Genomic DNA, 20,715 nt, shown 5'->3' with positions numbered 1-20,715 from the left:
AACTCAAGGACCTGGTGATGCCGGATTTGTTGACGATCGGTGAGCTGTCCGCCCGCTCCGGGGTGGCGCCGTCGGCGCTGCGCTACTACGAGCGACTCGGGCTGATCCGCGCCGACCGCACCGGCGGCAACCAGCGCCGGTATGCCCGCGCCGAGCTGCGGCGGGTCGCCTTCATCCGGATCTCCCAGCAGGTCGGCGTCTCGCTCGACGAGATCCGGGAGGCACTCGACTCGCTCCCCGAGGCCCGCACCCCCAGCCCACAGGACTGGGCGCGGCTCTCGGCGAGCTGGCGGAGCCGACTGGACGAACGCATCCGGCTGCTCACCAAGCTCCGCGACGACCTGGACGGCTGCATCGGCTGCGGTTGCCTGTCCTTGCAGCGCTGCACGCTCAACAACCCCGAGGACACGCTGGCCGGCGAGGGCCCGGGTGCCCGACTGGTGCTGCCCCGACCGACGGACGCCCCAACCCCGGCGGGCTCGCTGAGCTGACGGCCGATCCGCCTCCCGGCGGGCTCGCTCAATTGACGGCCGATCCGCCTCCCGGCGGGCTCGCTCAACTGACGGCCGACCCGCCTCCCGGCGGGCTCGCTCAGCTGACGGCTGACCCGCCTCCCGGCGGGCGGGTCAGCAGCACCTTGCCGAAGTGGTCGTTCGACTCGACGAGCCGGTGCGCCTCCGCCGCCTCGGTCATCGGCAGCCGCCGGTCCACGATCGGCCGGATCCGGCCCGCCTCGACCAGCGGCCACACCTCGTCGCGTACCCCCTGGACGATCTCCGCCTTCTCCGCGAGCGGTCGGGACCGTAGCGACGTCGCGGCGACGCTCGCCCGCTTGGCCAGCAGCGCGCTGAGATCCAACTCGGCCCTGCGCCCGCCCTGCATCCCGATCACCACGAGCCGGCCGCCGGTGGCCAGCGCGGAGACGTTCCGCCCCAGGTAGGACCCGCCCATGATGTCGAGGATGACGTCCACGCCGCGCCCGTCGGTGACCCTCCGGGCCTCCTCGACGAAGTCCTGCTCCCGGTAGTCGATCGTGTGCGCCGCGCCCAGTTCGCGCAGCCGGGCGTGCTTGGCCTCGCGCGCGGTGGTCAGCACCGTGACGCCGAGGGCCGCCCCGAACTGGATGGCGAAGGTGCCGATCCCGCTGCCCCCGCCGTGCACCAGCAGGGTGTCGCCCGCGCCGAGCCGGGCCACCTGGACCAGGTTCGACCAGACCGTGCAGGCCACCTCGGGCAGCGCCGCCGCGTCGACCGGGTCGCACGCCGGCACCGGCAGCAACTGCCCGGCGGGGACCGCGACCCGCTCCGCGTACCCGCCACCGGACAGCAGCGCGCAGACCTGCTGCCCGACCGCCCACCCGGCGACCTGGGCGCCGACCTCCGTGATCACCCCGGAGCATTCCAACCCGGGGTACGCCGACGCGCCCGGCGGTGGTGGGTAGTGCCCCTGCCGTTGCAGCAGGTCAGCGCGGTTGACCCCGGTGGCCCGCACATCCACGATCACCTCGTCGGGGCCCGGCTCCGGGTCGGGCACCTCGGCCCAGACCAGCGCGTCGGGACCACCGGGCTCCGGAATCGTGATGGCTCGCATGGGGCCAGTCTTCCCGATCTCACCCGGTGCCGCAGGCGCACCCTCCAGCCCACAGTGGACGGGACAAGATGCCTGGCCGGCGCAGCGGGGAGGGACGCTGGGCCGCCCGGAGTGAGCCGTGGCAGACTATGCGTGGCCGTACGCCCACGGGTGGCGGTCCAGGAGGGTTCGCCTAGTGGCCGATGGCGCTGGTCTTGAAAACCGGTAAGGCAGCGATGTCTTCGTGGGTTCGAATCCCACACCCTCCGCCACCAACCCGGTGGTGATCAGCTCGGCTGCCGGGGGCGTTGACTACGAGCCGCCCGGCGAGAAGTCGACGTCCGTGCCGGTGTCGACACCGACCAGGATCTGACCCGTCTCCTTGATGCCATCGATGGTCAGATACAGCTCGGCTTCCTTCATGGTGTTCTCGTCCAACGCGAAACGGCCCTTCTTGTCGGCGGGCTGGTTCAATCCCGTCGCGATGGATTCGAACATCGTGCGCAGCAATGCGGTTCGTTCCGCCGCATCCGTGGGCCAATCGCCCGTGAACCATTGCGGTGCCTCGGTCGGGGCATGAACGAGTGGAACGTGAATGGTCCAGAGCAGTTCGTGGGCAAGTAGATCCTCCTGGCTCGGCTCGGACCTGGATATCAGACGACGGCTGAGCTTCTTGAGCCGCTTGTGTTGCCGTTTTCCCTGCCGTGTGAAGCGCACGGCCCGCGCCCTCGCCTTGTTGACACCGGCGTTGGTGTTCCAACTCATGACCCCCGTCGCGAAGAGCGCGAGCCCCAGGCACACCGAATTGACGGAATGGAAGATGGCGATCGGCGCTATCCCGAGGGCGGTCGAGAAGGCATAGCTGCAGATGCTCACCCGGCGCATGAACCGGCGGGGGCTCAGCTTGCGGGCAAGCCCCCGGTGGCGTAGCAACTGGCAGGTGAGCGCTGTGACTGTCTGCGCCACCGGCACCTGGTGTTCGGTGTGCAGCACGGCCTGTGGCGAGACGGCATTGAGCAGCAGTCGCTCCTCGAGCTCCATGCCGGTGGTGGCCTTGTCGGTGCGGGTGATTGCCACACCCTCTGCTGTTGATTCGAGTGTGAGGTGTCCCGCTCTCGCCAGTGCGAAGATTTCGGCAGCTGCCCACTGTGGTGCGTACCGCAGAGAGTTGACGACCAGGATGCCGTCCGCGATGACAGTCACTCGGTTCCTCCGTGACTCGGCCTACTGATCAGTCGCCCACACCCTGCCGTCGTCTCTGCCCGGCCGGTGAATATTCCACGGATTCGTTAGCAGTCGAGCGGGGTTGCCGCCTCATATCGCCGACGTCTCGCCGTTATTCAGAGATAGCAGGTTCGCTCGTTGAGGGTCAGCCAAGGTCGGGTAGACGACATCGGCACCGGCCAGGGGATTGATGGTGGCGATACGCTGACGACGCCATTTCCGGGAGCCGGTGGAAGGCTCATTCGGCAGCCCTGTGCTGCCGCTGGGCCCCACGTTCCGGTCACTGCGGAGGGTCGGTGGTCCGACGCTGCTGGCGGATCGTCTCGTCGGCCAGTCGCTCGACCGCGCGTCGCCGTTCGTCGGCGATGGCCTGTTCGTCCCGGCGGCGGAACGCGGTGAAGACGGCCACCACGAAGTCCCGCCAGATGCCGGCCACGATGTCCCCCTGAGGACGTTGCCCGAAACTCCACCGTAGCTCCGGAAAACCACAGTGCCGCTCGTCGGACAGGCCGCAGCGGGGTATGAAGGGGCTGGTATCTCCGCACATCGGAAGGACGCGTCCCCATGACCCTGGAACGACCGATCGCCCCGGACCCGTACGAGTTGCTGCCGACGCTGCCCTCGTTCACGCTCACCAGCGACGACGTGCAGAACGGCGAGCCGATGGACGCCCGGCACGCGCATGGCAGCACCGGGGGCGACAACGTCTCGCCGCAGCTGACCTGGTCGGATTTTCCCGCTGAGACGAAGAGCTTCGCGGTGACCTGCTACGACCCCGACGCGCCGACCGGTAGCGGTTTCTGGCACTGGGTGCTGGTGAACCTGCCGGTCAGCGTCACCCAGTTGCCCAGCGGGGCGGGCGGCGCGGCGGGCGCCGACCTCGGCGGGGCGTTCTCGGTGCGTAACGACTACGGCGACCAGGGTTACGGCGGGGCGGCTCCGCCCCCCGGCGACCGCCCGCACCGGTACGTCTTCGCGGTGCACGCCGTGGACGTCGAGCGCCTCGACCTGACCCCGGACGCCACCCCCGCCTACGTGGGCTTCAACCTCACGTTCCACACCCTGGCGAGAGCGGTAATCCGCCCCACGTACCAGATCAAGGAGTAACCGCCGCCCAGCCGCCGCGATCTTGCACTTTCTGTCCCGACTTTCCCGACATAAAGGGCATAGCGACGACCGAAAGCGCAAGATCGCGCGGCGGTGGGGTCAGGAGGGGACTCGGGCCACGGCGAAGACGGACTGGCCGAAGGGTGGGAGGACCAGTTGCTCGGCGGCCTTGGTGGCGGGCAGGACGAGGGTGTCGTACACCTTGACCATCGGGCCCTCCTTCGGCATCAGCCGGAAGACCTTGGTGGCCATGAAGTAGCCGATCAGCCCGAGCGCGTTCGCGTAGTGGATCTTCTCGACGGTCAGGCCGGCGTCGGCCATCGCCGCACCGAGCGTCTTCTTGGTGTAGCGGCGGACGTGCCCGGTGGCGATGTCGGCCGGGCCCATCGCGAACTGGAACGCGGGCACGATGATGATCACGGCGCCGCCGGGTCGGACCAGGTCGCGCATGCTCCGCAGCGCGCCCACGTGGTCCTCGATGTGCTCCAGGACGTTGTACGAGACCGCAGCGCTGTAGTCGCCCCGGCCGTTGTGCGGCAGCAGCATCTGCCGGACGTCGATGTTCGGACGGTCGGCGAGGCGCTCCTTGAGCTGCACCAGCCGGTCCGGGTCGGCCTCGGTGGCGGTGAACCGGGGCAGCCGCTCTGACCATTCCAGCGCGTAGTCACCAAGGCCGCTGCCGATCTCGATCGGGTCGTCGCCGAGGTACGGCACGGCCAGCTCGATGAACCAGCGACGGTGGTTGACAGCGGTTGCCAGGCCTTCCAGCACCTCGGACTGCACGCGCTGATCCCCAGTGATTTCTGCCATGCGTCGATTCCTCACGATATGAACTCGACCCGTGCCTGGACCGACAGAGTGAATCATCCGCTGGGACGGCAGAAGAATCGGGGCATCGGGGTGGCCGAATTGTGGTCGGGGGGGTGGATTCGTGATCGGCGGTCGGCGAACCCGGCACATAGTACGGCAGTACCCCGAAACATGTCACGGCGGTGCCATGCGCTGACTACCCTATGAATTGTCATGACTACTCCTGAATCGGACGTGCCCAGCGGCAGCGACGGCCCGGCCGCCGCGCCGCCGGCGGAGGGGGCCTCCGGTGCCGTTCGGCCTTCCCGCAGGGGGAAATGGGCGGATCTGGCCGCCGTGCTGAGCTTCGTGGTGCTCGGCTTCTGGGTCACCGGTCGACTCTGGCTGGACCCGGGCAGCGATGTGCGGGACAACCAGTCCGACCAGTCGCAGTTCGAATGGATGATGGCCCACGGTGCGCGAGTAGTCACGCACTTTGCGTATCCGTTCCATTCCAATCAGATGAACGTGCCCGACGGCGTGAATCTGATGGCCAATACGTCCGTATTATCCATTTCATTGCCAATGACGCCGATCACCCTGCTGTTCGGGCCGCGCGCCTCATTCCTGGTCTTTCTCACCGTCGGCATGATTGCCACCGCCACGGCCTGGTATTTCGTGCTCTCCCGGGTCCTGATCGGCAGCCGGGGACCGGCCTGGCTGGGCGCCGGCTTCTGCGCGTTCGCGCCGGCGATGGTGTCGCACGCCAATGGTCACCCGAACATCGTGTCGCAGTTCGTCGTCCCGTTGATCATCTGGCGCACGCTACGACTCGGCGAACCGGGCCGCTGGCTGCGCAACGGGGTCCTCCTCGCGCTCGTCATCGTCTGGCAGGCATTCCTCAACCTGGAGATCCTGCTGATGACCGCGATCGGGCTCGGCGTGGTCATCGGTGTGCTCGCCGTCGGCCGCGCGGACATCCGGTCACGGGCCCGGTCCTTCCTCGCCGGCCTGGCCCTCGCCGCCGGGATCGCCGCGCTCCTGCTGGCGTACCCCCTGTACGTGCAGTTCTTCGGCCCGGACGCGTACTCCGGGCTGTCCCGCCTGATCCGCGGCTACTCCAGTGACCTGGCCTCGTTCGTCGCGTACTCCCGGGAGTCCCTCGCCGGGAACGCGCGCACCGCAGCGGGCCTGGCCAAGAACCCGACCGAGGAGAACAGCTTCTTCGGCTGGGCACTGGTGGTGCTGGTGATCGCCCTGGTCTGGTGGTTGCGCCGCTCGATAGTGGTGCTCGCGCTGGCCGGGCTCGGGTTGCTCTTCGCGGTGCTCTCACTGGGTCGGGAGGTCCGCTTCAACAACCGGGGTACCGGTGTGCCGGGCCCCTGGGCGGCGTTGGAGAACCTGCCCATCCTGCACTCGGTGGTGCCGACGCGCTGGGCGTTGGCGATCACCCCGATCATCGGGCTGCTGCTCGCCTACGGCGCCGAACGGGCCCGCGAGTTGGCGTACGCGCACCCGGTGGCCCGGGGACAGATCCGCTTCGTCACCGCCACCATGCTCACGATGGCCCTGTTGCCGATCGTTCCCACCCCGCTGCCGGTGGCCCGCCTCGACCCGATCCCCACCTTCGTGACCAGTGGGGCCTGGCGTCCGTACGTGAGCGGTGGGCGCAGTGTGGTCACCCTGCCGTTGCCGGACACCACGTACGCGGAGCCGCTGCGCTGGTCCGCGTCGACCCGGCTGGACATGCCGCTGGCACGGGGCTACTTCCTCGGCCCGGACACCCGCCCGAACGCCGACCCGCCGAAGGTCGCGCTGTTCGGGGCGGTTCCGCGCCCCACCAGCAACTTCTTCGCCACCATCCGGCGCACCGGCGCGGTGCCGCCGATCACCCCGCAGAGTCGGGTCCGAGCGGTCGACGACCTGCGCTACTGGCGGGCGGGGGTGGTGATCCTCGGGCCACACGAGCACGAGGCCGCGCTGCGTCGGGGGATGACCGAGCTGACCGGGATCGAACCGGTCTTCACCGGTGGGGTGTGGGTGTGGGACGTCCGGTCGTTGACCGACTGAGCCGCGTCTGCCCAGCCCTTACCTAGCGGACGCAGCAGCCCTGGCAGACCTTCGGCCGGGGCAGGGTGAAGGCGAGGCAGCAGGTACGCCGCTGCACTGTCGGCTCACCGGTCGGTCCGGGCACCAACTCGATCAGGTCGGTCAGGCCGAGTGCGCCGAGCAGGGTCTCGATGCTCTGCACCGTGGAGCCGGGCAGACCGTCGGCGGCCCGCAGGATGCCGTGCGCGATGCCGGAGGCGACCGAGCCGAGCAGCGTCCGGGTGCCCACCCGGACCTCGGACTGGATCGCCGTGATGAGCGGCGCCAGATGGGCGTCGAGCAGTGACGCGCGCAGTGCGGCGAGCAGCTCCGCCTCGTCGGCGACGACCCGCACCTCCGGCAGGCCGGCGAGCGCCAGCGGGTCGTTCGGCAGCACCGCCACCGTGGTGCCCCGCCGCAGACCCATGGTGAGCAGCTGCCGGTGGTCCTCGAAGTGGATCAGGAGGTCGGCCGGATCGAGCAGTGGCACCCGCCGGGCGGAGGCCCAGCCGAGCACGACCGGCAGGGCGGCCCAGTAGCTGTACGACTTCCAGGCCAGTGCCGCGCAGGCGTGCGGGGTGCCGCCCCAGCGGACGGCGGCGCCGTTCAGCAGCTCCGGCAGTCGGCTGCCGTCGATCAGGGTGGTGGCGGGCGACCAGCCGAACTCGTCCTCGACCAGCAGACCCCGGGCGAGGCCGGGAAGGTCGTCGGTGCCGAACATGGCCCGGAGCGCAGCGGTGACGGGAGCGAGCGGCGTGGTGGCGGCCTCCCGCCTCGGCATCACCGCTGTCACCTGAGTCGTCCCCTGTCTCTGTGACCGAGGAGTGCGCCCCGGCGGACGAACGAGTGCCGTCCTGAGCTAAGGCTAGCCTAACCAGACCTGCGACCGTAAGGGAAGGCTCACCTTGGTCCAATCCCGGAGGTGCAGGTCACTCCGCATCCGGCGGGTGTGACGCCTCGGCTACTACCCGGAGCCGATGCTGGGAAACGCCGCCACACGGCTGGTGTCTTCGGTGAATTGTCAAGCGGTGTGTCGAAAAGATGCCACATGAGTGTGTGCTCGGGCACGGAACGTGAAACTTATATCCCCGGCCACGAGGAAGCTGATGACGACCTCACCCCTCGAACGGGCTGCCGACTCCTTCGCGGCCGAACTCGCCCGGCAACGGACCGGGCGCGGGCTGTCAAAGAAGCAACTGGCCGTTCTGATGGGGTTCGACCCGTCCTACGTGAGCCACGTCGAGGGGCGCCGGCACCGCCCCACCGAGGACTTCGCCCGCCGAGCCGAGGCCGTCCTGGAAGCCAGCGGCGCGATCTGGCAACGCTTCCGGGAGTACGACGACCTACGGCACGCCCGGGTGGGCCAGCCGCACCGCGGGCCGTACCTGCCGGGACAGTGGCTGCCACCCGGCACCGGGCTGGTCGTGGAACGGGAACTGGCCACCCTCACCCACACCGAGGACGGCTACCGGTGCGTCATCCGCCGGGAGCTGTACAACGCCGGCCTTGAGCCGGTCACCCGCTACCTGGTCCGGGTCGCCGTCGACCGCTACCCGAACGACCCCGGCCGCTCCAACCGGCACCACCGGGAGCACCCCCTCACCTTCGCCGAGCTGCAGATACAGGCCCGCCGGGACGACGGCGGCGGGGACCCGGAGCCGATGCACTGGCGGGCCAAACACGACCGGGACGCGTTCAAGGAGATCTGGCTGCTCTTCGAGAACGGAGAGCGGCGCTTCCCCCTCTACCCGGGTGACCGGGCCACCGTCGAGTACGCGTACAGCGTCGGGCACGAGAAGTGGGGCCTCTGGTTCCAGCGAGCCGTCCGGCTGCCCACCCGGCAGCTGGCCGTACGCCTGGACCTGCCGGCGGCGCTCGACCCACAGGTCTGGGGCGTGGAGACCTCGCTCAGCGCGGAGGAGGGCCCGCTGCGGACGGCCCCGCAGCGTCACGACGAGGACGACCGGGCGATCTACGACTGGCAGACCGACGACCCGCCGTTGAACGCCCGCTACCGGATGCAGTGGCGCTTCCGGGCCCGACCGGACACCGAACCGGACGTCGGACCCGGCGCCACCCGGGTCCGACCCAGCGACCGGATGCGCGGCCTCGGCGTGCTGCAACGCGGCGCCGATCTGCTCCGCCAGCGTGCCCGCCCGTTCGATCTGCCCAGTGAGGAACGGGGGGCCCGGGCCGTTGTCGACCGGCTCACCGCGATCCTGACCCGGTTGGACGAGCTGCACCCGTTCAGCAAGGGAGTGGGGGTCGCCGCCCCGCAGTTCGGCATCGACCGGGCGGCAGCGGTGGTGCGGCCCCCCGACCGGGCGGCGGAGCCGGTCGTGCTGCTCAACCCCCGGGTGGTCGACGCCGACCTGGAAACCGACGAGCAGTACGAGGGCTGCCTCTCCTTCTTCGACCACCGAGGCCTGGTGCCCCGACCGCTGCGCCTGGACGTGGAGCACGCCCGGTGGGACGGCAGCCGGATCATCACCTCGTTCGAGTTCGGCATGGCCCGCCTTGTCGCACACGAGGTCGACCACCTGGAGGGCCGGCTCTACGTGGACCGGATGGCACCCGGCGTGCCGTTGGTGCCGGTGGAGGAGTACCGCGAGACCGCCCACCCGTGGAGTTACTGACCGACGAGGGACCGGGGCGCGTGCCCCAGGGGGCAGGGGCACGCGCCCCGGTGTGGGGGGAGGAACGTCTAGAGGTCACCGAAGGTGTCGTAGCGGATGCGGGGCGGCGGTACGTCGTCCGCGGCGAGCACCCGCAGGGTGGACCGGACCATCCGGGCGGCACCGGAGACGTAGCAGTCGTGCGTGGTCCACGGGCCGTACCGGGCCACCACGTCCGGGATGTCGCCCTGCTCGCCGTCGAAGTCCGGGTCCTCACTGCACGCCGGGGTGACCGACAACCACGGGTGTACGGCCACCAACTCCTGCAACGCGGCCAGGCCGTACAGGTCGGCCGCCTGCCGGGCGCCGTAGAAGACGTGCACCCACCGGGTCCGGTTGAAGGTGGCCAGCTCCTCCACCAGCGCCTTGATCGGTGCCAGCCCGACGCCGCCGGCCACGCAGAGGATGTCCCGTTCCGAGGCGCGGTCCACCGTCATTGACCCCATCGGCGCCGCCAGGCGCAGCAGGTCACCCGGCCGCACCCGCCGGACCAGCGCGCCGGACACCCAGCCGGCCCCGGGAGACCGCACGTGGAACTCCAGCACGTTGTCGTCGTTCGGGGCGTTCGCCACGGAGTAGTTGCGCCACACCCGGGGGTGGTAGCGGGGCACCTCCAGGCTCACGTACTGCCCCGCCTGCCAGCGCAGCGGATGCTGCAACGCCCGGCAGGTCAGCACGGCGGTGTCCGGGCCGTACCGCTCGTGGGTCAGCACCTCGGCGTGCCAGAACGGCGGGTCGTCGTCGGCGGCCGCGCCGGCCACCATCAGGGCGGCGATCGCCGCGTACGCCTCCCGCCACGCCTGGTCGTACTCCAGGTTCCAGCCGTCACCGGCGATGCTGCGCAAGGCGTCCAGCAGCGCGGTGCCCATCGTCGCGTAGTGCTGCTCGTCGACGTGGTACTTACGGTGGTCGCGACCCAACGCCCGGAGGAACTCGTCGAAGCTCTCCGGGTCGTCGACGGTGTGGATCGCCGCGATGATCGCTTCGAGCAGGCGGTCGCCCTGGCCGGTCATCTGCACCGGGAAGAGCTGCCGCAGGGCGGGGTCGAGCAGGAACAGCCGAGCGTAGAAGTGACCGCTCAACCGGACCCGGTCGTCCTCGACCAGGGCCCAGCTCTCCTTCAGCAACCGCGCGAGGTTGTCCACGGGCGCTCCTTCTCCAGACGGCAACGGATCGGGCGCCCATAGAATCTCCACGGAGAGTGTCGACTGGTCGCACAGAATGTGCGATCGGCTCATGCTGGCCGGTCGGCCATGTCACCGCCGCCGCCCGTCGGGCAGAGTGGTGCGGTGACCGTTGAGCTGACCCGCCCGGTGTCCCGCCGACTGCTGGGCACCGAGACGCTGCTGGTCCTCGGCCTCTCCCTCGGCCAGTCCGCGATCTACGCGGTGGTGTCGATCATCGCGAAGTTGACCGCCGACGGTCCGCTCTCCAAGCAGACCGCCTCGTTGAACACCTCGGCGTCGGCCCGACCCTGGCTGGACCTCACGTACCAACTGCTCGGCATCGTGTTCGCGCTGCTGCCGGTGCTGCTCGCCGTACACCTGCTCAGCCGTGACCCCGGCGACCCGGCGCGGACCCTCGGCCTGGACGCCCGGCGGCCCGGCCAGGACGTGGCGCGCGGTGCCGGCCTGGCGGCGCTCATCGGCCTACCCGGGCTGGCGCTGTTCTGGGTCGCGGCCCACCTGGGCCTCAACGCGACGCTGGTGCCGGCCGCGCTGCCGGACGTGTGGTGGGCGGTCCCGGTGTTGATCCTCGCCGCCGTGCAGAACGCCGTGCTGGAAGAGGTGATCGTGGTCGGCTACCTGGTCACCCGGCTGCGCCAGCTCCACTGGCGGCTGGCCGCGATCATCGCGGCCAGCGCGCTGCTCCGCGGCTCCTACCACCTCTACCAGGGCTTCGGCGCGTTCGTCGGCAACGCCGTCATGGGTGTGGTGTTCAGCCTCTTCTACCTGCGCACCCGGCGGGTGATGCCGCTGGTCATCGCGCACACACTGCTCGACGTGTTCGCCTTCGTCGGCTACGCGCTGCTGCCCCGCGAATGGTTCGACTGGCTCTGACCGGTCAGCCCCGACCGGGTCGATAGACGGCCACCGCCCGGGCCGCGAGCCGGTCGGCCGCCGCCGCGTCACCCAGCGCCGCCGCGAGCACCGCCGCCCCCGGCAGCAACCGGGCCACCAGCCGCAACGCCACCCAACCACCGGCCTGCGCGGTGAGCGGCGCGGCCAACCGCCAGGCCGCCTCCGCCGCCCGAGGCCACGCCCCCTCGACCGGGTCGCCCGCCGACTCCGCGGCGGCCAGGGCCGCCACCGCGCTCGCCCGGTCCGGGTGCACCTGGGTCAGCACCAGCAGGTCGACGGCCCGGTCGGGATGCGTCGGATCCTTGCCGTACGCCGCGGCCAGGTGCAGCACCAGCTCCGCATGCGTCCACAGCACCGCGGCCAACTCGGCCAGCGGCGCGAAGACACCGGCAAGCGCGGCGGTCGCCCCGCCCGCACCCGCCGAACGGACGAACCGCCGGGTCGCCAACCGTCCCAGGCCGTCCGCCGACGCGTCCGGATACCGGGTGCGCAACCCCGCCGCCCATCCGGCCGCGCCGGGCCCCAACGCCCGCACCGCGGCCAGCGCCAACAGCTCCGGCGCGAAGCCAGGGTGGTCGAGCACGCGCGCGGCGACCGCCCGCAGCTCCGATTCCGGGGTACGCCCCAGAGCCGGCTCAGCCTGCCGCGCGACGGGCGCCGCCGGTGCCGTGACCTGCTCGGCGACAGGTTCGGGGGCGGGCTCGGCCGGCGTGGTGCTCTTGCGCGGGGCGGCCGCGCGCTTGGTGGCCTTTGCGGCTCTGGCCGGGGTCGCCGCTTTGCTAGGGCTCGTCGCCTCGTTCGGGCTCGTGGCTGTGGTGCTCGCGGCCTTCGTGGGGCTCGCGGCCCTGGTGTTCGCGGCCTTGGTGGGGCTCGCGGCACGTTTGCGCGGTGCCGGCGTGGTCGGGATCGCCTCGGCGGGCGGCTCGGCCGCGCTCCGGGCAGCTGCCTTGCGGGTGGGGGTGGTGCGGGCCTTCGGCGGGCCTGGTTCGTCACCGTTCGACGGTTCTGGTTGACCCGCTGTCGCGTCGGTGGTCAGGTCGGCCGGTGCGCGTCCAGGCTGTCGGGGCAGTGGGCGGTCCGGATCCGGTGGTTGGAAGAGCACCGCCGGGGCGGCCTTGGCCCGTCGAGGACGCGGGCTCGCCGGCGCGGCTGCCGGGGATGCCGCCGCCTCGGTGGACTCCGCCGTCCCGGTCGGCTCCTCGGCCACCGTCGGCTCGGCCACGATCGGCGGCCTGAAGGTGGCCCGTGGGGAGCGCCGACGCGCTCCCTCAGCAGGCTCTCGACGGGTCGACTCGCTGGGCGGCTGCTCCTGCATATCGATGGAGCGTAGTCCCGATCACGCCGTCGCACAGCGTGGAATCACCGAGGGCGGGTGGCCCTGGCGGGCGTACCCCGGAAGTCGTTTTGCTCCCGGTGGGTGGCGACCTGTATCCTCGGGCGCGGTGGTCTGAGGATCACCAGGGAGACTTCGCCTAGTCTGGTCTATGGCGCCGCACTGCTAATGCGGTTGGGGTCTTAAAGCCCCTCCCGGGTTCGAATCCCGGAGTCTCCGCGCGAAAGCCGGGTGTGTACACTGGCTGAGCACAAGCGCCCGTAGCTCAATGGATAGAGCATCTGACTACGGATCAGAAGGTTAGGGGTTCGAGTCCCTTCGGGCGCACAAGATCATAAAACGTCTGGCCTGCGGAAACGCGGCCAGACGTTTTTTGTTGGCCACCCCCGTCGGGCGCTGGCTGCCAGGTTGGTGTCGTCGCTTTCCGTAATCACGCTTGGGTCGTCGGTTGGTGGCCCCGCTCTCCTGGTGGGGGCATTGAACGGGCGTAGGTCTGCGCAGTTCGGGTCGCCGCAATGCGCCCTGCACCGTCAGTTGGTGTCCCCGCTTTGCGGGGCCGAGCTGAGGTCGTCCCGTAGACAGGTGTCCGGTCCCGCAGCGGTCCGATCGTCATGATCGAATCCGTGCGGGACCGGATGCCCGTCTGACAACCCACGTGCCGTGCGCCTCGGCTGATCAGCCGAAGCAGTTGGGCACTGGCGGTGAGCTGGGTGTGCAGTTGGTGGGCCGGTTGCCGGTGATGGCCGTCTTCTGGTCCACGGTGACCTGGCCGCCGTCGTTGAAGATCCCGCCGGGTGCCAGTGTGGAGATGTTGTCGGTGATCTTGCTTTCGGTGAGGTTGAGGGTGGCGTTGTTGTAGATCCCGCCGCCCTGCGAGCTTGAGCCGATGGCCCGGTTGCGGTCGACGTGGGTGCGGCGCAGTACGACGGTGCCGCTGCCGTTGTAGACGCCGCCGCCGTGTTCGATGGTGCTGTTCGTGCTGGCGACGTTCTCGCTGATCCGGCTCTCTACGGCCACGAACTGGTTGATCTGTCGGCTCGGTTGACGTGGATCACCGCCGCCAGCAGGGGCGCGGGCGTCGCGCTGGTTCGGCGCCGCTACCCAAGGGTGCTGGCACGCTTGACGTGGGCGAGGTCAGCGACAAGAATTTACATGGATCGCTGTTAGCGTTAACAAACCCGTCCCAGTGCTGCGACGGCATCGTCATGCCGATGTGGTGACGGTCGCCACGGCCTGACTCCTCGGTCAGCACTACCACTGCAGGGGAGAAATCTATGCGAACGAGGGCAAGATGGCTCGCGGCGACCGCCGCGCTCGGGGTCGTCCTCGCCGGGGTGCTGACCTCGACCGGTCCGGCCAGCGCGGAATCCAACGGCGGGGTACGGGTGATGCCGCTCGGCGACTCCATCACCGAGGGCACCCAGGTGCCGGGTGGGTACCGGATCGGGCTCTGGCAGCGCCTCGTCAACGGTCGGTACACGGTGGACTTCGTCGGGTCGCAGTTCAACGGGCCGGCCAGCCTGGGTGACCACGACCACCAGGGGCACCCGGGCTGGCGGATCGACCAGATCGACGCGAACATCGTCGGCTGGCTGAACACCCAACGGCCGCGGACCGTCCTGCTGCACATCGGCACCAACGACATCCTGCAGAACTACAACGTGAGCACCGCGCCGAACCGGCTCTCCACCCTGATCGACCGGATCACGACGACGGCTCCCACCGCTGACGTGTTCGTCGCGCAGATCATCCCGCTGTCCAACAGCAACCAGGAAGCAGCCGTCCGCACGTTCAACGCGGCGATCCCCGGCATCGTGCAGAGCAAGGTGAACGCCGGCAAGCGCGTGCGCCTGGTCGACATGCACAGCGCCCTCACCACTGGCGACCTGATCGACGGCATCCACCCCACCTCCGGCGGCTACGACAAGATGGCCGCCCGCTGGTACAGCGCGTTGCAGTCGGTGCCCGGCAGCATCGGCGACCCGGGCACCGGCTCCGGGCAGACCAACGCGATCGTGGGTGCGCTGTCCGGCCGCTGCGTCGACGTCCCCGGCTCGTCCACCACCAACGGCACGCAGGTGCAGTTGTGGGACTGTCACGGTCGTACCAACCAGCAGTGGACCTACACGAGCGGCAAGGCCCTGACCGTGTACGGCAACAAGTGCCTCGACGCCGCCGGCTACGGCACCTCCCCGGGCACCCAGGTCACCATCTACGACTGCCACGGCGGCACGAACCAGCAGTGGAACGTGAACGCCAACGGCACCATCACCGGGGTGCAGTCCGGCCTCTGCCTGGACCCCTACAACATGGGCACCGGCAACGGCACGAAGCTCGTCCTCTGGACCTGCACCGGACAGACCAACCAGCAGTGGAGCCGCCGATAGTTCGGGCGCTCGCGCCGGGTGGTCGGACCGCATCCCCACGTTCGACGTCAACAGACGGCTGGACTGCGGGATCAACCACTCCGTCCACCCGGCGCCGCCGACACCGCACGCCGTTGGCGCCGGGTGTCGGTGAGGGTGATGCCGACCAGGACGCCCGCGCTGATGGCCACGGCGCACGGCTCCCCAGGCGATGGGCAAACGTCGATGTTAACGCGCGCTCGACGCCGCCTCAAGGGTGGTGGTCGTGCTCTGGGCGGGGATCTGGGGCGATGCCTGCGGGAAGTCGGTCGAGGGTGTTCCGCTCCAAGATCCGTGGTTCGACGACGGTTGATGTTCCCAGCACGTTACGTCTTGACGAACGGCATGTTATCGCTCACAGTCGATGCCTAAGGACGACGACACCTTGGCTTTCCGGGCAAGCCCTGCCTCGTCGATCTCGAATCAGGCGTGCGCCAGGGCTCGCCGGCATCTTGTTAACGCTAACTTCTTGACGCCTGTTTGCTCGGCCACGCGTCGCGGTACGCCCACCCCCGGGCAGGCCGTTCGGCTCTTGGTCATTGGAGGAGGATCATGTCTGCCCTCGATAGGTCTCCAACAATCGCACCGCCGTCGCGGCGGCAACGTTGGTGGTTGCCCCGTCTCCTCGCCGCCAGCGCGGCGGCGTTGATGGTCGGTGGCGCCGCCGTAGCGGTGGTGTCGTCGCCCGCCGCAGCGGCGACTGTCGACACGAACGCGTGGTACGTGTTGATCAATCGCAACAGCGGCAAGGCCCTGGACGTGTACAACCTGGCCACGAATGACGGCGCGCGGATCACGCAGTGGACCCGCAACAACGGTAACCAGCAGCAGTGGCAGTTCGTCGACTCCGGTGGAGGCTACTACCGGGTGAAGTCGCGGCTGTCCAACAAGGTGCTGGACGTCTCGGGCTTCTCGACCGCCAACGGCGGCGCAATCGTGCAGTGGAGCGACAACAACAGCACCAACCAGCAGTTCCGGTTGGCCGACTCGGACGGCGGTTACGTCCGGTTGATCAATCGGAACAGCAACAAGGTGATGGAGGTGCAGGGCGCCTCGACCGCCGACGGCGGAAACATCGTGCAGTACGACGACTGGAACGGCACCAACCAGCAGTGGCAGTTCGTCCGCGTCGACGGTGGGACCGACCCCACCACGCCGCCGCCGACCGGCACCTGTGACCTGCCCTCGACGTACCGGTGGTCGTCGACGGGTGCGTTGGCGCAGCCGAGGTCGGGATGGGTGTCGTTGAAGGACTTCACCGTCGCGCCGTACAACGGTCAGCAGCTGGTCTACGCCACCACCCACGATTTCGGGAGCAGCTGGGGTTCGATGAACTTCGGCCTGTTCTCGAATTACTCGCAGATGGGTTCGGCGAGTCAGAACGCGATGAACTCGGGGACGGTGGCGCCGTCGTTGTTCTACTTCGCGCCGCGCAACATCTGGGTGTTGGCGTATCAGTGGGGTGGGCCGGCGTTCTCGTACCGGACGTCGTCGGATCCGACGAACCCGAATGGGTGGTCGTCGCCGCAGACGTTGTTCAGTGGGAGCATCACTGGTTCGGGTACGGGTCCGATTGATCAGGCGGTGATCGGTGACAGCCAGAACATGTACCTGTTCTTCGCCGGTGACAACGGGAAGATCTACCGGGCGAGTATGCCGATCGGGAACTTCCCGGGCAGTTTCGGGTCGAACTACACGACGATCATGAGTGACACGACGAACAACCTGTTCGAGGCGGTGCAGGTGTACAAGCTGCAGGGCCTGAACAAGTACTTGATGATCGTGGAGGCGATCGGGTCGCAGGGTCGCTACTTCCGGTCGTTCACCGCCACCAGCCTGGGCGGTTCGTGGACGCCGCAGGCCACCAGTGAGAGCAACCCGTTCGCGGGTAAGGCGAACAGTGGCGCGACCTGGACCAACGACATCAGCCACGGTGAGTTGCTGCGGACCAGCGCTGACCAGACGATGACTGTCAACGCCTGCAACCTGCAACTGCTCTACCAGGGTCGTTCCCCCAGCTCCAACGGCGTCGACTACGGTCTGCTGCCGTACCGGCCGGGTCTGCTGACGCTGCAGCGCTGACCCGGTTGATCACACTCGACTGACAGGGCACGGGCGGGCTCGGCAGGACGCCGAGCCCGCCCGGCTCACGTTGGATACGCGGTCACGCCCCAGCTCATTCGACAGGCGTGCCGATGACGCAGGTCAGCACCCGGCCCTGACCACGGGTGACGCTCGATGTGGTCGTCGCGAACCCCTGGGCTGCGAGCAGTAGTTCGGTGGCGGCGAGGTTCGCGGTGGCGTGCGCGGCGCTGGGTCGTTCGCCGAAGACGTACAGCCGTCCCCCCGGCGCCAGCAGGCTTCGCATCCGAGCGATCAGCTGCGCCGCGTCGCCCAACCAGAAGAGGCTGACGTTCACCGCGAAGATCTTGGTGAAGTGTTCGGTCGGGAGGTCCGCGGACTCGAACCCGGCACACCGGATCTCGGCTCGGCCGGCGTCGATGTGGCCGAGGTTCCGCCGGGTCGCGAGCCGTACCATCGTCGCGGCGCGGTCGATGGCGACGATCCGGCCGGTGGTGAGTTGACCGGCGACCAGGGACACTGCCGCTCCCCGGCCGCACCCGATCTCCAGCACCTGGTCGTCGGGCGCCACGGCCATGGTCTCCACCGCCCAGCGCTGGCGGTGCCCGGCAGTTACCCGGACCGATTCGCTCGCCACGGGCGTCGGGTCAGGACGGGACGGACCCCGATCGTGGGCCGAAAGAGCGGGCCTCACCACGTCACTCGCCGGTGCCTTCTCTGCTCACAGCTCTGATTCCACTCTCTCGACGGAGTCAGTGCACCGTGTCCTCGGTCACCGCGCCCCATCTGACAGGTACGACAGCGATCAGTGCACGGGCGCGACGTCCCCGAGGGCGTCCGGCGGGGCCGGGACGTGCTTCGGAGCGCCGGCGTTCACCATGGTCGCGGAGACGAGGGCCGCCGTGACCACAAATCCGACGGCGACCCAGTACGCGACCGAGTAGCCGTGCATCAGCGCCTCATTCCGTACCTGGGTCTGGGCCGCCGGGCCGCCGTGCGAGAGCAGATAGGTGGCGGCGGAGCTGGTCGCGATGGTGTTGAGCAGCGCGGTGCCGATCGATCCGCCGACCTGCTGCGACGAGCTGATCATCGCGGAGGCGACACCGGCGTCAGTGGGCTCGACGCCGTGGGTGGAGATGCTCATCGCGGGCATGAAGGCGGTGCCGATGCCGAGCCCGATCACGGCTTCGGCGAGCGCGATCTCCGGGAAGCCGCTGTCCGCGTCGAGCAGCGCGAGCAGTACCAGACCGACAGCGGTGACGAGGTATCCACCGACCATGATCGGTCGAGGGGCGATCCGGTGCGCGAGTCGGGCGCCGATCTGCGTGGCCCCGATGGCCTGCGGCACGGCCATCGGCATGAACGCCAGCCCGGCCATCACCGGCGACCATCCCTTGACCTGCTGGAAGTAGTAACTGAGCAGTAGGAACATCCCGAACATGCTGACGATCGCGAGGCCGACCGAGAGGTACGCGGCGGCCCGGTTGCGCTCGGTCAGGACGCGCAGGGGCAGCAACGGGGACGGGACCCGCGCCTGCACCACGACGAAGGTCGCCAACAGCAGCACCCCGGCGGTGAAGGATCCGATGGTGACGCCTGCCGACCATCCGTGGCTCTCGGCGACGCCGAACCCGTAGACCAGGCCGACGAGCCCGGAGCTGGCCAGCAGGACGCCGGGGAGGTCGAGTCGGGCGCGGTGCCGCTCGCCGTCGTCGTGCACGGTGCGGCTGGCGCCGAGGATCCCGACGACCGCGATCGGCACCAGGACGAACATCGCGAAGCGCCAGTTCAGGTACTGGGTGAGCAGCCCTCCCACGATCAGGCCGACAGCACCGCCGGCGATTGACACCGCGCTGAACACGCCGAACGCCTTGGCGCGTTCCCTGGGCTGGGTGAAGGACAGGGAGAGCAACGACAGCGCGGCCGGCGCGAGCAGGGCCGCGAACACACCCTGTAGCGCCCGTGCGAGCAGCAGCATCGCGGCGTTGGCGGCCAGGCCGCCGATCGCCGAGGCGACAGCGAAGCCGGCCAGCGCGACCAGGAAGGTGCGCTTGCGCCCGACCATGTCACCGATGCGGCCGCCGACGAGCAGCAGGCCGCCGAAGGCCAGACCGTACGCGGTCACCACCCACTGCCTGCTGCCGTCGGTGAAGTGCAGCGCCTGCTGCGCCGAGGGGAGAGCGATGTTCATGACTGCCCCGTCGAGCACCACCATCAGTTGCGCGATGGAGATGAACAGCAGGGCCTCCCACCGGTGGGACTCCGGGGCGGCGTGAGCTGTGGGCATGACTGTTCCTTAAGGGTGATTTGCTGGGATTTAGCGACCCGCCCCACGTTAGTGAGGTTATGGAACGATCGCCACAGAATGTGCGTGCGGTTACAGGATCTGCATCGCCAGGTAACACCGTTCGGGCGACCGCTTTGACGCCAAAAGCCGGGTTATGGCGAGCAGCTTCACTACGCAGCGTTCAAATTGTGAGGGCGGTTACTTTGTCGAACGTTCCAGATAAGGCTAGCGTTCCGTCTCGCGAAGCCCCGCGCTCTGCGGCGGCTCATCACTCGAATGGATGTGCGGCGAGATGTCTGGACGGTTGGAATCGAAGGTGCTGGTCGTGACCGGTGGCACGCAGGGCATGGGCCTGGCGTTCGCCAGGCGGGCGGCCACGGAAGGTGCTCGGGTCGTCATCGGCGCCCGGGACAAGGACCGCGGCGAGGAGGTCGCGGCGCAGATCCGGACGGCGGGCGGTGCCGCCCTCTTCGTGCCCACCGACGTCACGGTGGAGGAAGAGATGGCGAGGCTCGTCGACGCCGCGGTGACGGAGTACGGGCGGCTGGACGGTGCGTTCAACAACGCCGGCGGTGGCCCGATGGCCAGCGTGCGCGAGACCGACAGTGACAACTGGCAGCGGTCGCTCGCCCTCAACCTGACGAGCGTCTTCTACGGACTCAAGTACGAGCTTCCGGCGATCATCGCCTCCGGTGGGGGCGCGATCGTCAACAACGCCTCCGTCTCCGGCGTGAAGGGTGACCCGACGCAGGCCGCCTACAACGCGGCGAAGCACGGGGTCATCGGTCTGACGCGCTCGGCCGCCCTCGACGTGGCGCGCTCCAATGTGCGGGTCAATGCCCTGGTCACCGGCCTGATCGACACCCCGCTCTGGCAGAACGTGGTCAGCCAGGCCCCGGAGGCCGCGCAGCGCTACCTGTCCACGCAGCCGACCGGCCGCGCCGGCACCTCCGACGAGGTCGCCGCACTCACCACGTTCCTGCTCAGTGACGAGGCCACCTTCATCAGCGGCGCGTCCATCGCCATCGACGGCGCCTTCACCGCCTGAGGCAAACGGCACCCGCCGCGTCCGAGG

18 protein-coding genes and 3 tRNA genes are annotated in these 20,715 nt (G+C 69.3%); 11 read left to right on the top strand and 10 right to left on the bottom strand.

What is annotated here, in order from left to right:
• Window positions 1-17: 17 nt before the first annotated feature.
• Window positions 18-491, top strand: a complete 474-nt coding sequence (gene soxR / locus KBX26_RS13705; protein ID WP_030331609.1) for a redox-sensitive transcriptional activator SoxR — start codon at window positions 18-20, stop codon at window positions 489-491.
• 100 nt (window positions 492-591) lie between these two features.
• On the opposite strand, the gene KBX26_RS13700 is transcribed toward soxR, so the two are convergent.
• The gene (locus tag KBX26_RS13700) at window positions 592-1,590 is read right to left on the bottom strand and encodes an NAD(P)H-quinone oxidoreductase (protein ID WP_210857665.1); all 999 of its coding nucleotides are present in this window, start codon (window positions 1,588-1,590) and stop codon (window positions 592-594) included.
• Window positions 1,591-1,751: 161 nt separating this feature from the next.
• Between KBX26_RS13700 and KBX26_RS13695 the strand changes: the two genes are divergently transcribed.
• Window positions 1,752-1,841 (top strand) — tRNA-Ser (locus KBX26_RS13695).
• Between the two features lie 40 nt (window positions 1,842-1,881).
• On the opposite strand, the gene KBX26_RS13690 is transcribed toward KBX26_RS13695, so the two are convergent.
• A complete protein-coding gene (locus KBX26_RS13690) occupies window positions 1,882-2,772 on the bottom strand; it encodes a hypothetical protein (protein ID WP_210865568.1) in 891 nt (296 codons plus the stop codon).
• Window positions 2,773-3,073: 301 nt separating this feature from the next.
• A complete protein-coding gene (locus tag KBX26_RS13685) occupies window positions 3,074-3,229 on the bottom strand; it encodes a hypothetical protein (RefSeq protein WP_156057529.1) in 156 nt (51 codons plus the stop codon).
• A 128-nt stretch (window positions 3,230-3,357) separates the two neighbouring features.
• Here KBX26_RS13685 and KBX26_RS13680 point away from each other — a divergent pair, with 128 nt between their 5' ends.
• Entirely contained in the window at window positions 3,358-3,900 is a 543-nt protein-coding gene (locus tag KBX26_RS13680; protein WP_030331603.1) for a YbhB/YbcL family Raf kinase inhibitor-like protein, read from the top strand.
• 99 nt (window positions 3,901-3,999) lie between these two features.
• Here KBX26_RS13680 and KBX26_RS13675 read toward each other — a convergent pair whose 3' ends face one another.
• The gene (locus tag KBX26_RS13675) at window positions 4,000-4,710 is read right to left on the bottom strand and encodes a class I SAM-dependent methyltransferase (RefSeq protein ID WP_030331601.1); all 711 of its coding nucleotides are present in this window, start codon (window positions 4,708-4,710) and stop codon (window positions 4,000-4,002) included.
• A gap of 213 nt (window positions 4,711-4,923) precedes the next feature.
• Here KBX26_RS13675 and KBX26_RS13670 point away from each other — a divergent pair, with 213 nt between their 5' ends.
• A complete protein-coding gene (locus KBX26_RS13670) occupies window positions 4,924-6,759 on the top strand; it encodes a hypothetical protein (protein ID WP_247680604.1) in 1,836 nt (611 codons plus the stop codon).
• A gap of 22 nt (window positions 6,760-6,781) precedes the next feature.
• On the opposite strand, the gene KBX26_RS13665 is transcribed toward KBX26_RS13670, so the two are convergent.
• Window positions 6,782-7,558 carry an IucA/IucC family C-terminal-domain containing protein gene (locus KBX26_RS13665; RefSeq protein ID WP_210865567.1) on the bottom strand — a complete coding sequence of 259 codons (777 nt, stop codon included), beginning with the start codon at window positions 7,556-7,558 and terminating at the stop codon, window positions 6,782-6,784.
• A 325-nt stretch (window positions 7,559-7,883) separates the two neighbouring features.
• On the opposite strand from KBX26_RS13665, the gene KBX26_RS13660 reads away from it, so the two are divergent.
• Window positions 7,884-9,413: a peptide deformylase gene (locus KBX26_RS13660; protein ID WP_030331595.1), complete on the top strand. Its 1,530-nt coding sequence runs from the start codon at window positions 7,884-7,886 to the stop codon at window positions 9,411-9,413.
• 68 nt (window positions 9,414-9,481) lie between these two features.
• On the opposite strand, the gene KBX26_RS13655 is transcribed toward KBX26_RS13660, so the two are convergent.
• Complete coding sequence (locus KBX26_RS13655) at window positions 9,482-10,597, bottom strand: globin domain-containing protein (RefSeq protein WP_210859707.1); 1,116 nt, start codon at window positions 10,595-10,597, stop codon at window positions 9,482-9,484.
• Window positions 10,598-10,741: 144 nt separating this feature from the next.
• Between KBX26_RS13655 and KBX26_RS13650 the strand changes: the two genes are divergently transcribed.
• A complete protein-coding gene (locus KBX26_RS13650) occupies window positions 10,742-11,512 on the top strand; it encodes a CPBP family intramembrane glutamic endopeptidase (protein ID WP_210865566.1) in 771 nt (256 codons plus the stop codon).
• Window positions 11,513-11,516: 4 nt separating this feature from the next.
• Here the strand turns inward: KBX26_RS13650 and KBX26_RS13645 are convergent, their stop codons facing one another.
• Window positions 11,517-12,755, bottom strand: coding sequence for a hypothetical protein (locus tag KBX26_RS13645; RefSeq protein ID WP_307857811.1), 1,239 nt, complete (start codon window positions 12,753-12,755; stop codon window positions 11,517-11,519).
• Between the two features lie 239 nt (window positions 12,756-12,994).
• On the opposite strand from KBX26_RS13645, the gene KBX26_RS13640 reads away from it, so the two are divergent.
• Window positions 12,995-13,085, top strand: a tRNA-Ser gene (locus KBX26_RS13640).
• A 35-nt stretch (window positions 13,086-13,120) separates the two neighbouring features.
• Window positions 13,121-13,193 (top strand) — tRNA-Arg (locus KBX26_RS13635).
• Window positions 13,194-13,541: 348 nt separating this feature from the next.
• On the opposite strand, the gene KBX26_RS13630 is transcribed toward KBX26_RS13635, so the two are convergent.
• The gene (locus KBX26_RS13630) at window positions 13,542-13,883 is read right to left on the bottom strand and encodes a hypothetical protein (RefSeq protein WP_030331587.1); all 342 of its coding nucleotides are present in this window, start codon (window positions 13,881-13,883) and stop codon (window positions 13,542-13,544) included.
• A gap of 257 nt (window positions 13,884-14,140) precedes the next feature.
• On the opposite strand from KBX26_RS13630, the gene KBX26_RS13625 reads away from it, so the two are divergent.
• Window positions 14,141-15,253, top strand: a complete 1,113-nt coding sequence (locus KBX26_RS13625; RefSeq protein ID WP_030331585.1) for a ricin-type beta-trefoil lectin domain protein — start codon at window positions 14,141-14,143, stop codon at window positions 15,251-15,253.
• Window positions 15,254-15,823: 570 nt separating this feature from the next.
• Complete coding sequence (locus KBX26_RS13620) at window positions 15,824-17,353, top strand: non-reducing end alpha-L-arabinofuranosidase family hydrolase (protein WP_210865565.1); 1,530 nt, start codon at window positions 15,824-15,826, stop codon at window positions 17,351-17,353.
• A 94-nt stretch (window positions 17,354-17,447) separates the two neighbouring features.
• Here KBX26_RS13620 and KBX26_RS13615 read toward each other — a convergent pair whose 3' ends face one another.
• Together KBX26_RS13615 and KBX26_RS13610 are read right to left on the bottom strand one after the other, a co-directional pair.
• Window positions 17,448-17,990 carry a trans-aconitate 2-methyltransferase gene (locus tag KBX26_RS13615; protein WP_210859300.1) on the bottom strand — a complete coding sequence of 181 codons (543 nt, stop codon included), beginning with the start codon at window positions 17,988-17,990 and terminating at the stop codon, window positions 17,448-17,450.
• 168 nt (window positions 17,991-18,158) lie between these two features.
• On the bottom strand, window positions 18,159-19,640 hold the full coding sequence (locus KBX26_RS13610) for an MFS transporter (protein WP_210865564.1): 1,482 nt from the start codon (window positions 19,638-19,640) through the stop codon (window positions 18,159-18,161).
• A gap of 280 nt (window positions 19,641-19,920) precedes the next feature.
• On the opposite strand from KBX26_RS13610, the gene KBX26_RS13605 reads away from it, so the two are divergent.
• Complete coding sequence (locus KBX26_RS13605; protein WP_307857810.1) at window positions 19,921-20,688, top strand: glucose 1-dehydrogenase; 768 nt, start codon at window positions 19,921-19,923, stop codon at window positions 20,686-20,688.
• The last annotated feature ends 27 nt before the right edge of the window (window positions 20,689-20,715 follow it).

Source organism: Micromonospora sp. C97, assembly GCF_018070385.1.
GTDB lineage: Bacteria > Actinomycetota > Actinomycetes > Mycobacteriales > Micromonosporaceae > Micromonospora > Micromonospora parva.
Note: the sequence above shows the minus strand (reverse complement) of the source record. Positions and strands in the feature narration are given on the sequence as shown.

Bases quoted from the DNA above. Each gene is read 5' to 3' on its own strand.
- soxR (WP_030331609.1), top strand. From the start codon at position 18: ATGCCGGATTTGTTGACGATCGGTGAGCTGTCCGCCCGCTCCGGGGTG.
- KBX26_RS13700 (WP_210857665.1), bottom strand. From the start codon at position 1,590: ATGCGAGCCATCACGATTCCGGAGCCCGGTGGTCCCGACGCGCTGGTC.
- KBX26_RS13680 (WP_030331603.1), top strand. From the start codon at position 3,358: ATGACCCTGGAACGACCGATCGCCCCGGACCCGTACGAGTTGCTGCCG.
- KBX26_RS13675 (WP_030331601.1), bottom strand. From the start codon at position 4,710: ATGGCAGAAATCACTGGGGATCAGCGCGTGCAGTCCGAGGTGCTGGAA.
- KBX26_RS13670 (WP_247680604.1), top strand. From the start codon at position 4,924: ATGACTACTCCTGAATCGGACGTGCCCAGCGGCAGCGACGGCCCGGCC.
- KBX26_RS13665 (WP_210865567.1), bottom strand. From the start codon at position 7,558: ATGCCGAGGCGGGAGGCCGCCACCACGCCGCTCGCTCCCGTCACCGCT.
- KBX26_RS13660 (WP_030331595.1), top strand. From the start codon at position 7,884: ATGACGACCTCACCCCTCGAACGGGCTGCCGACTCCTTCGCGGCCGAA.
- KBX26_RS13625 (WP_030331585.1), top strand. From the start codon at position 14,141: ATGCGAACGAGGGCAAGATGGCTCGCGGCGACCGCCGCGCTCGGGGTC.
- KBX26_RS13620 (WP_210865565.1), top strand. From the start codon at position 15,824: ATGTCTGCCCTCGATAGGTCTCCAACAATCGCACCGCCGTCGCGGCGG.
- KBX26_RS13610 (WP_210865564.1), bottom strand. From the start codon at position 19,640: ATGCCCACAGCTCACGCCGCCCCGGAGTCCCACCGGTGGGAGGCCCTG.
- KBX26_RS13605 (WP_307857810.1), top strand. From the start codon at position 19,921: ATGTGCGGCGAGATGTCTGGACGGTTGGAATCGAAGGTGCTGGTCGTG.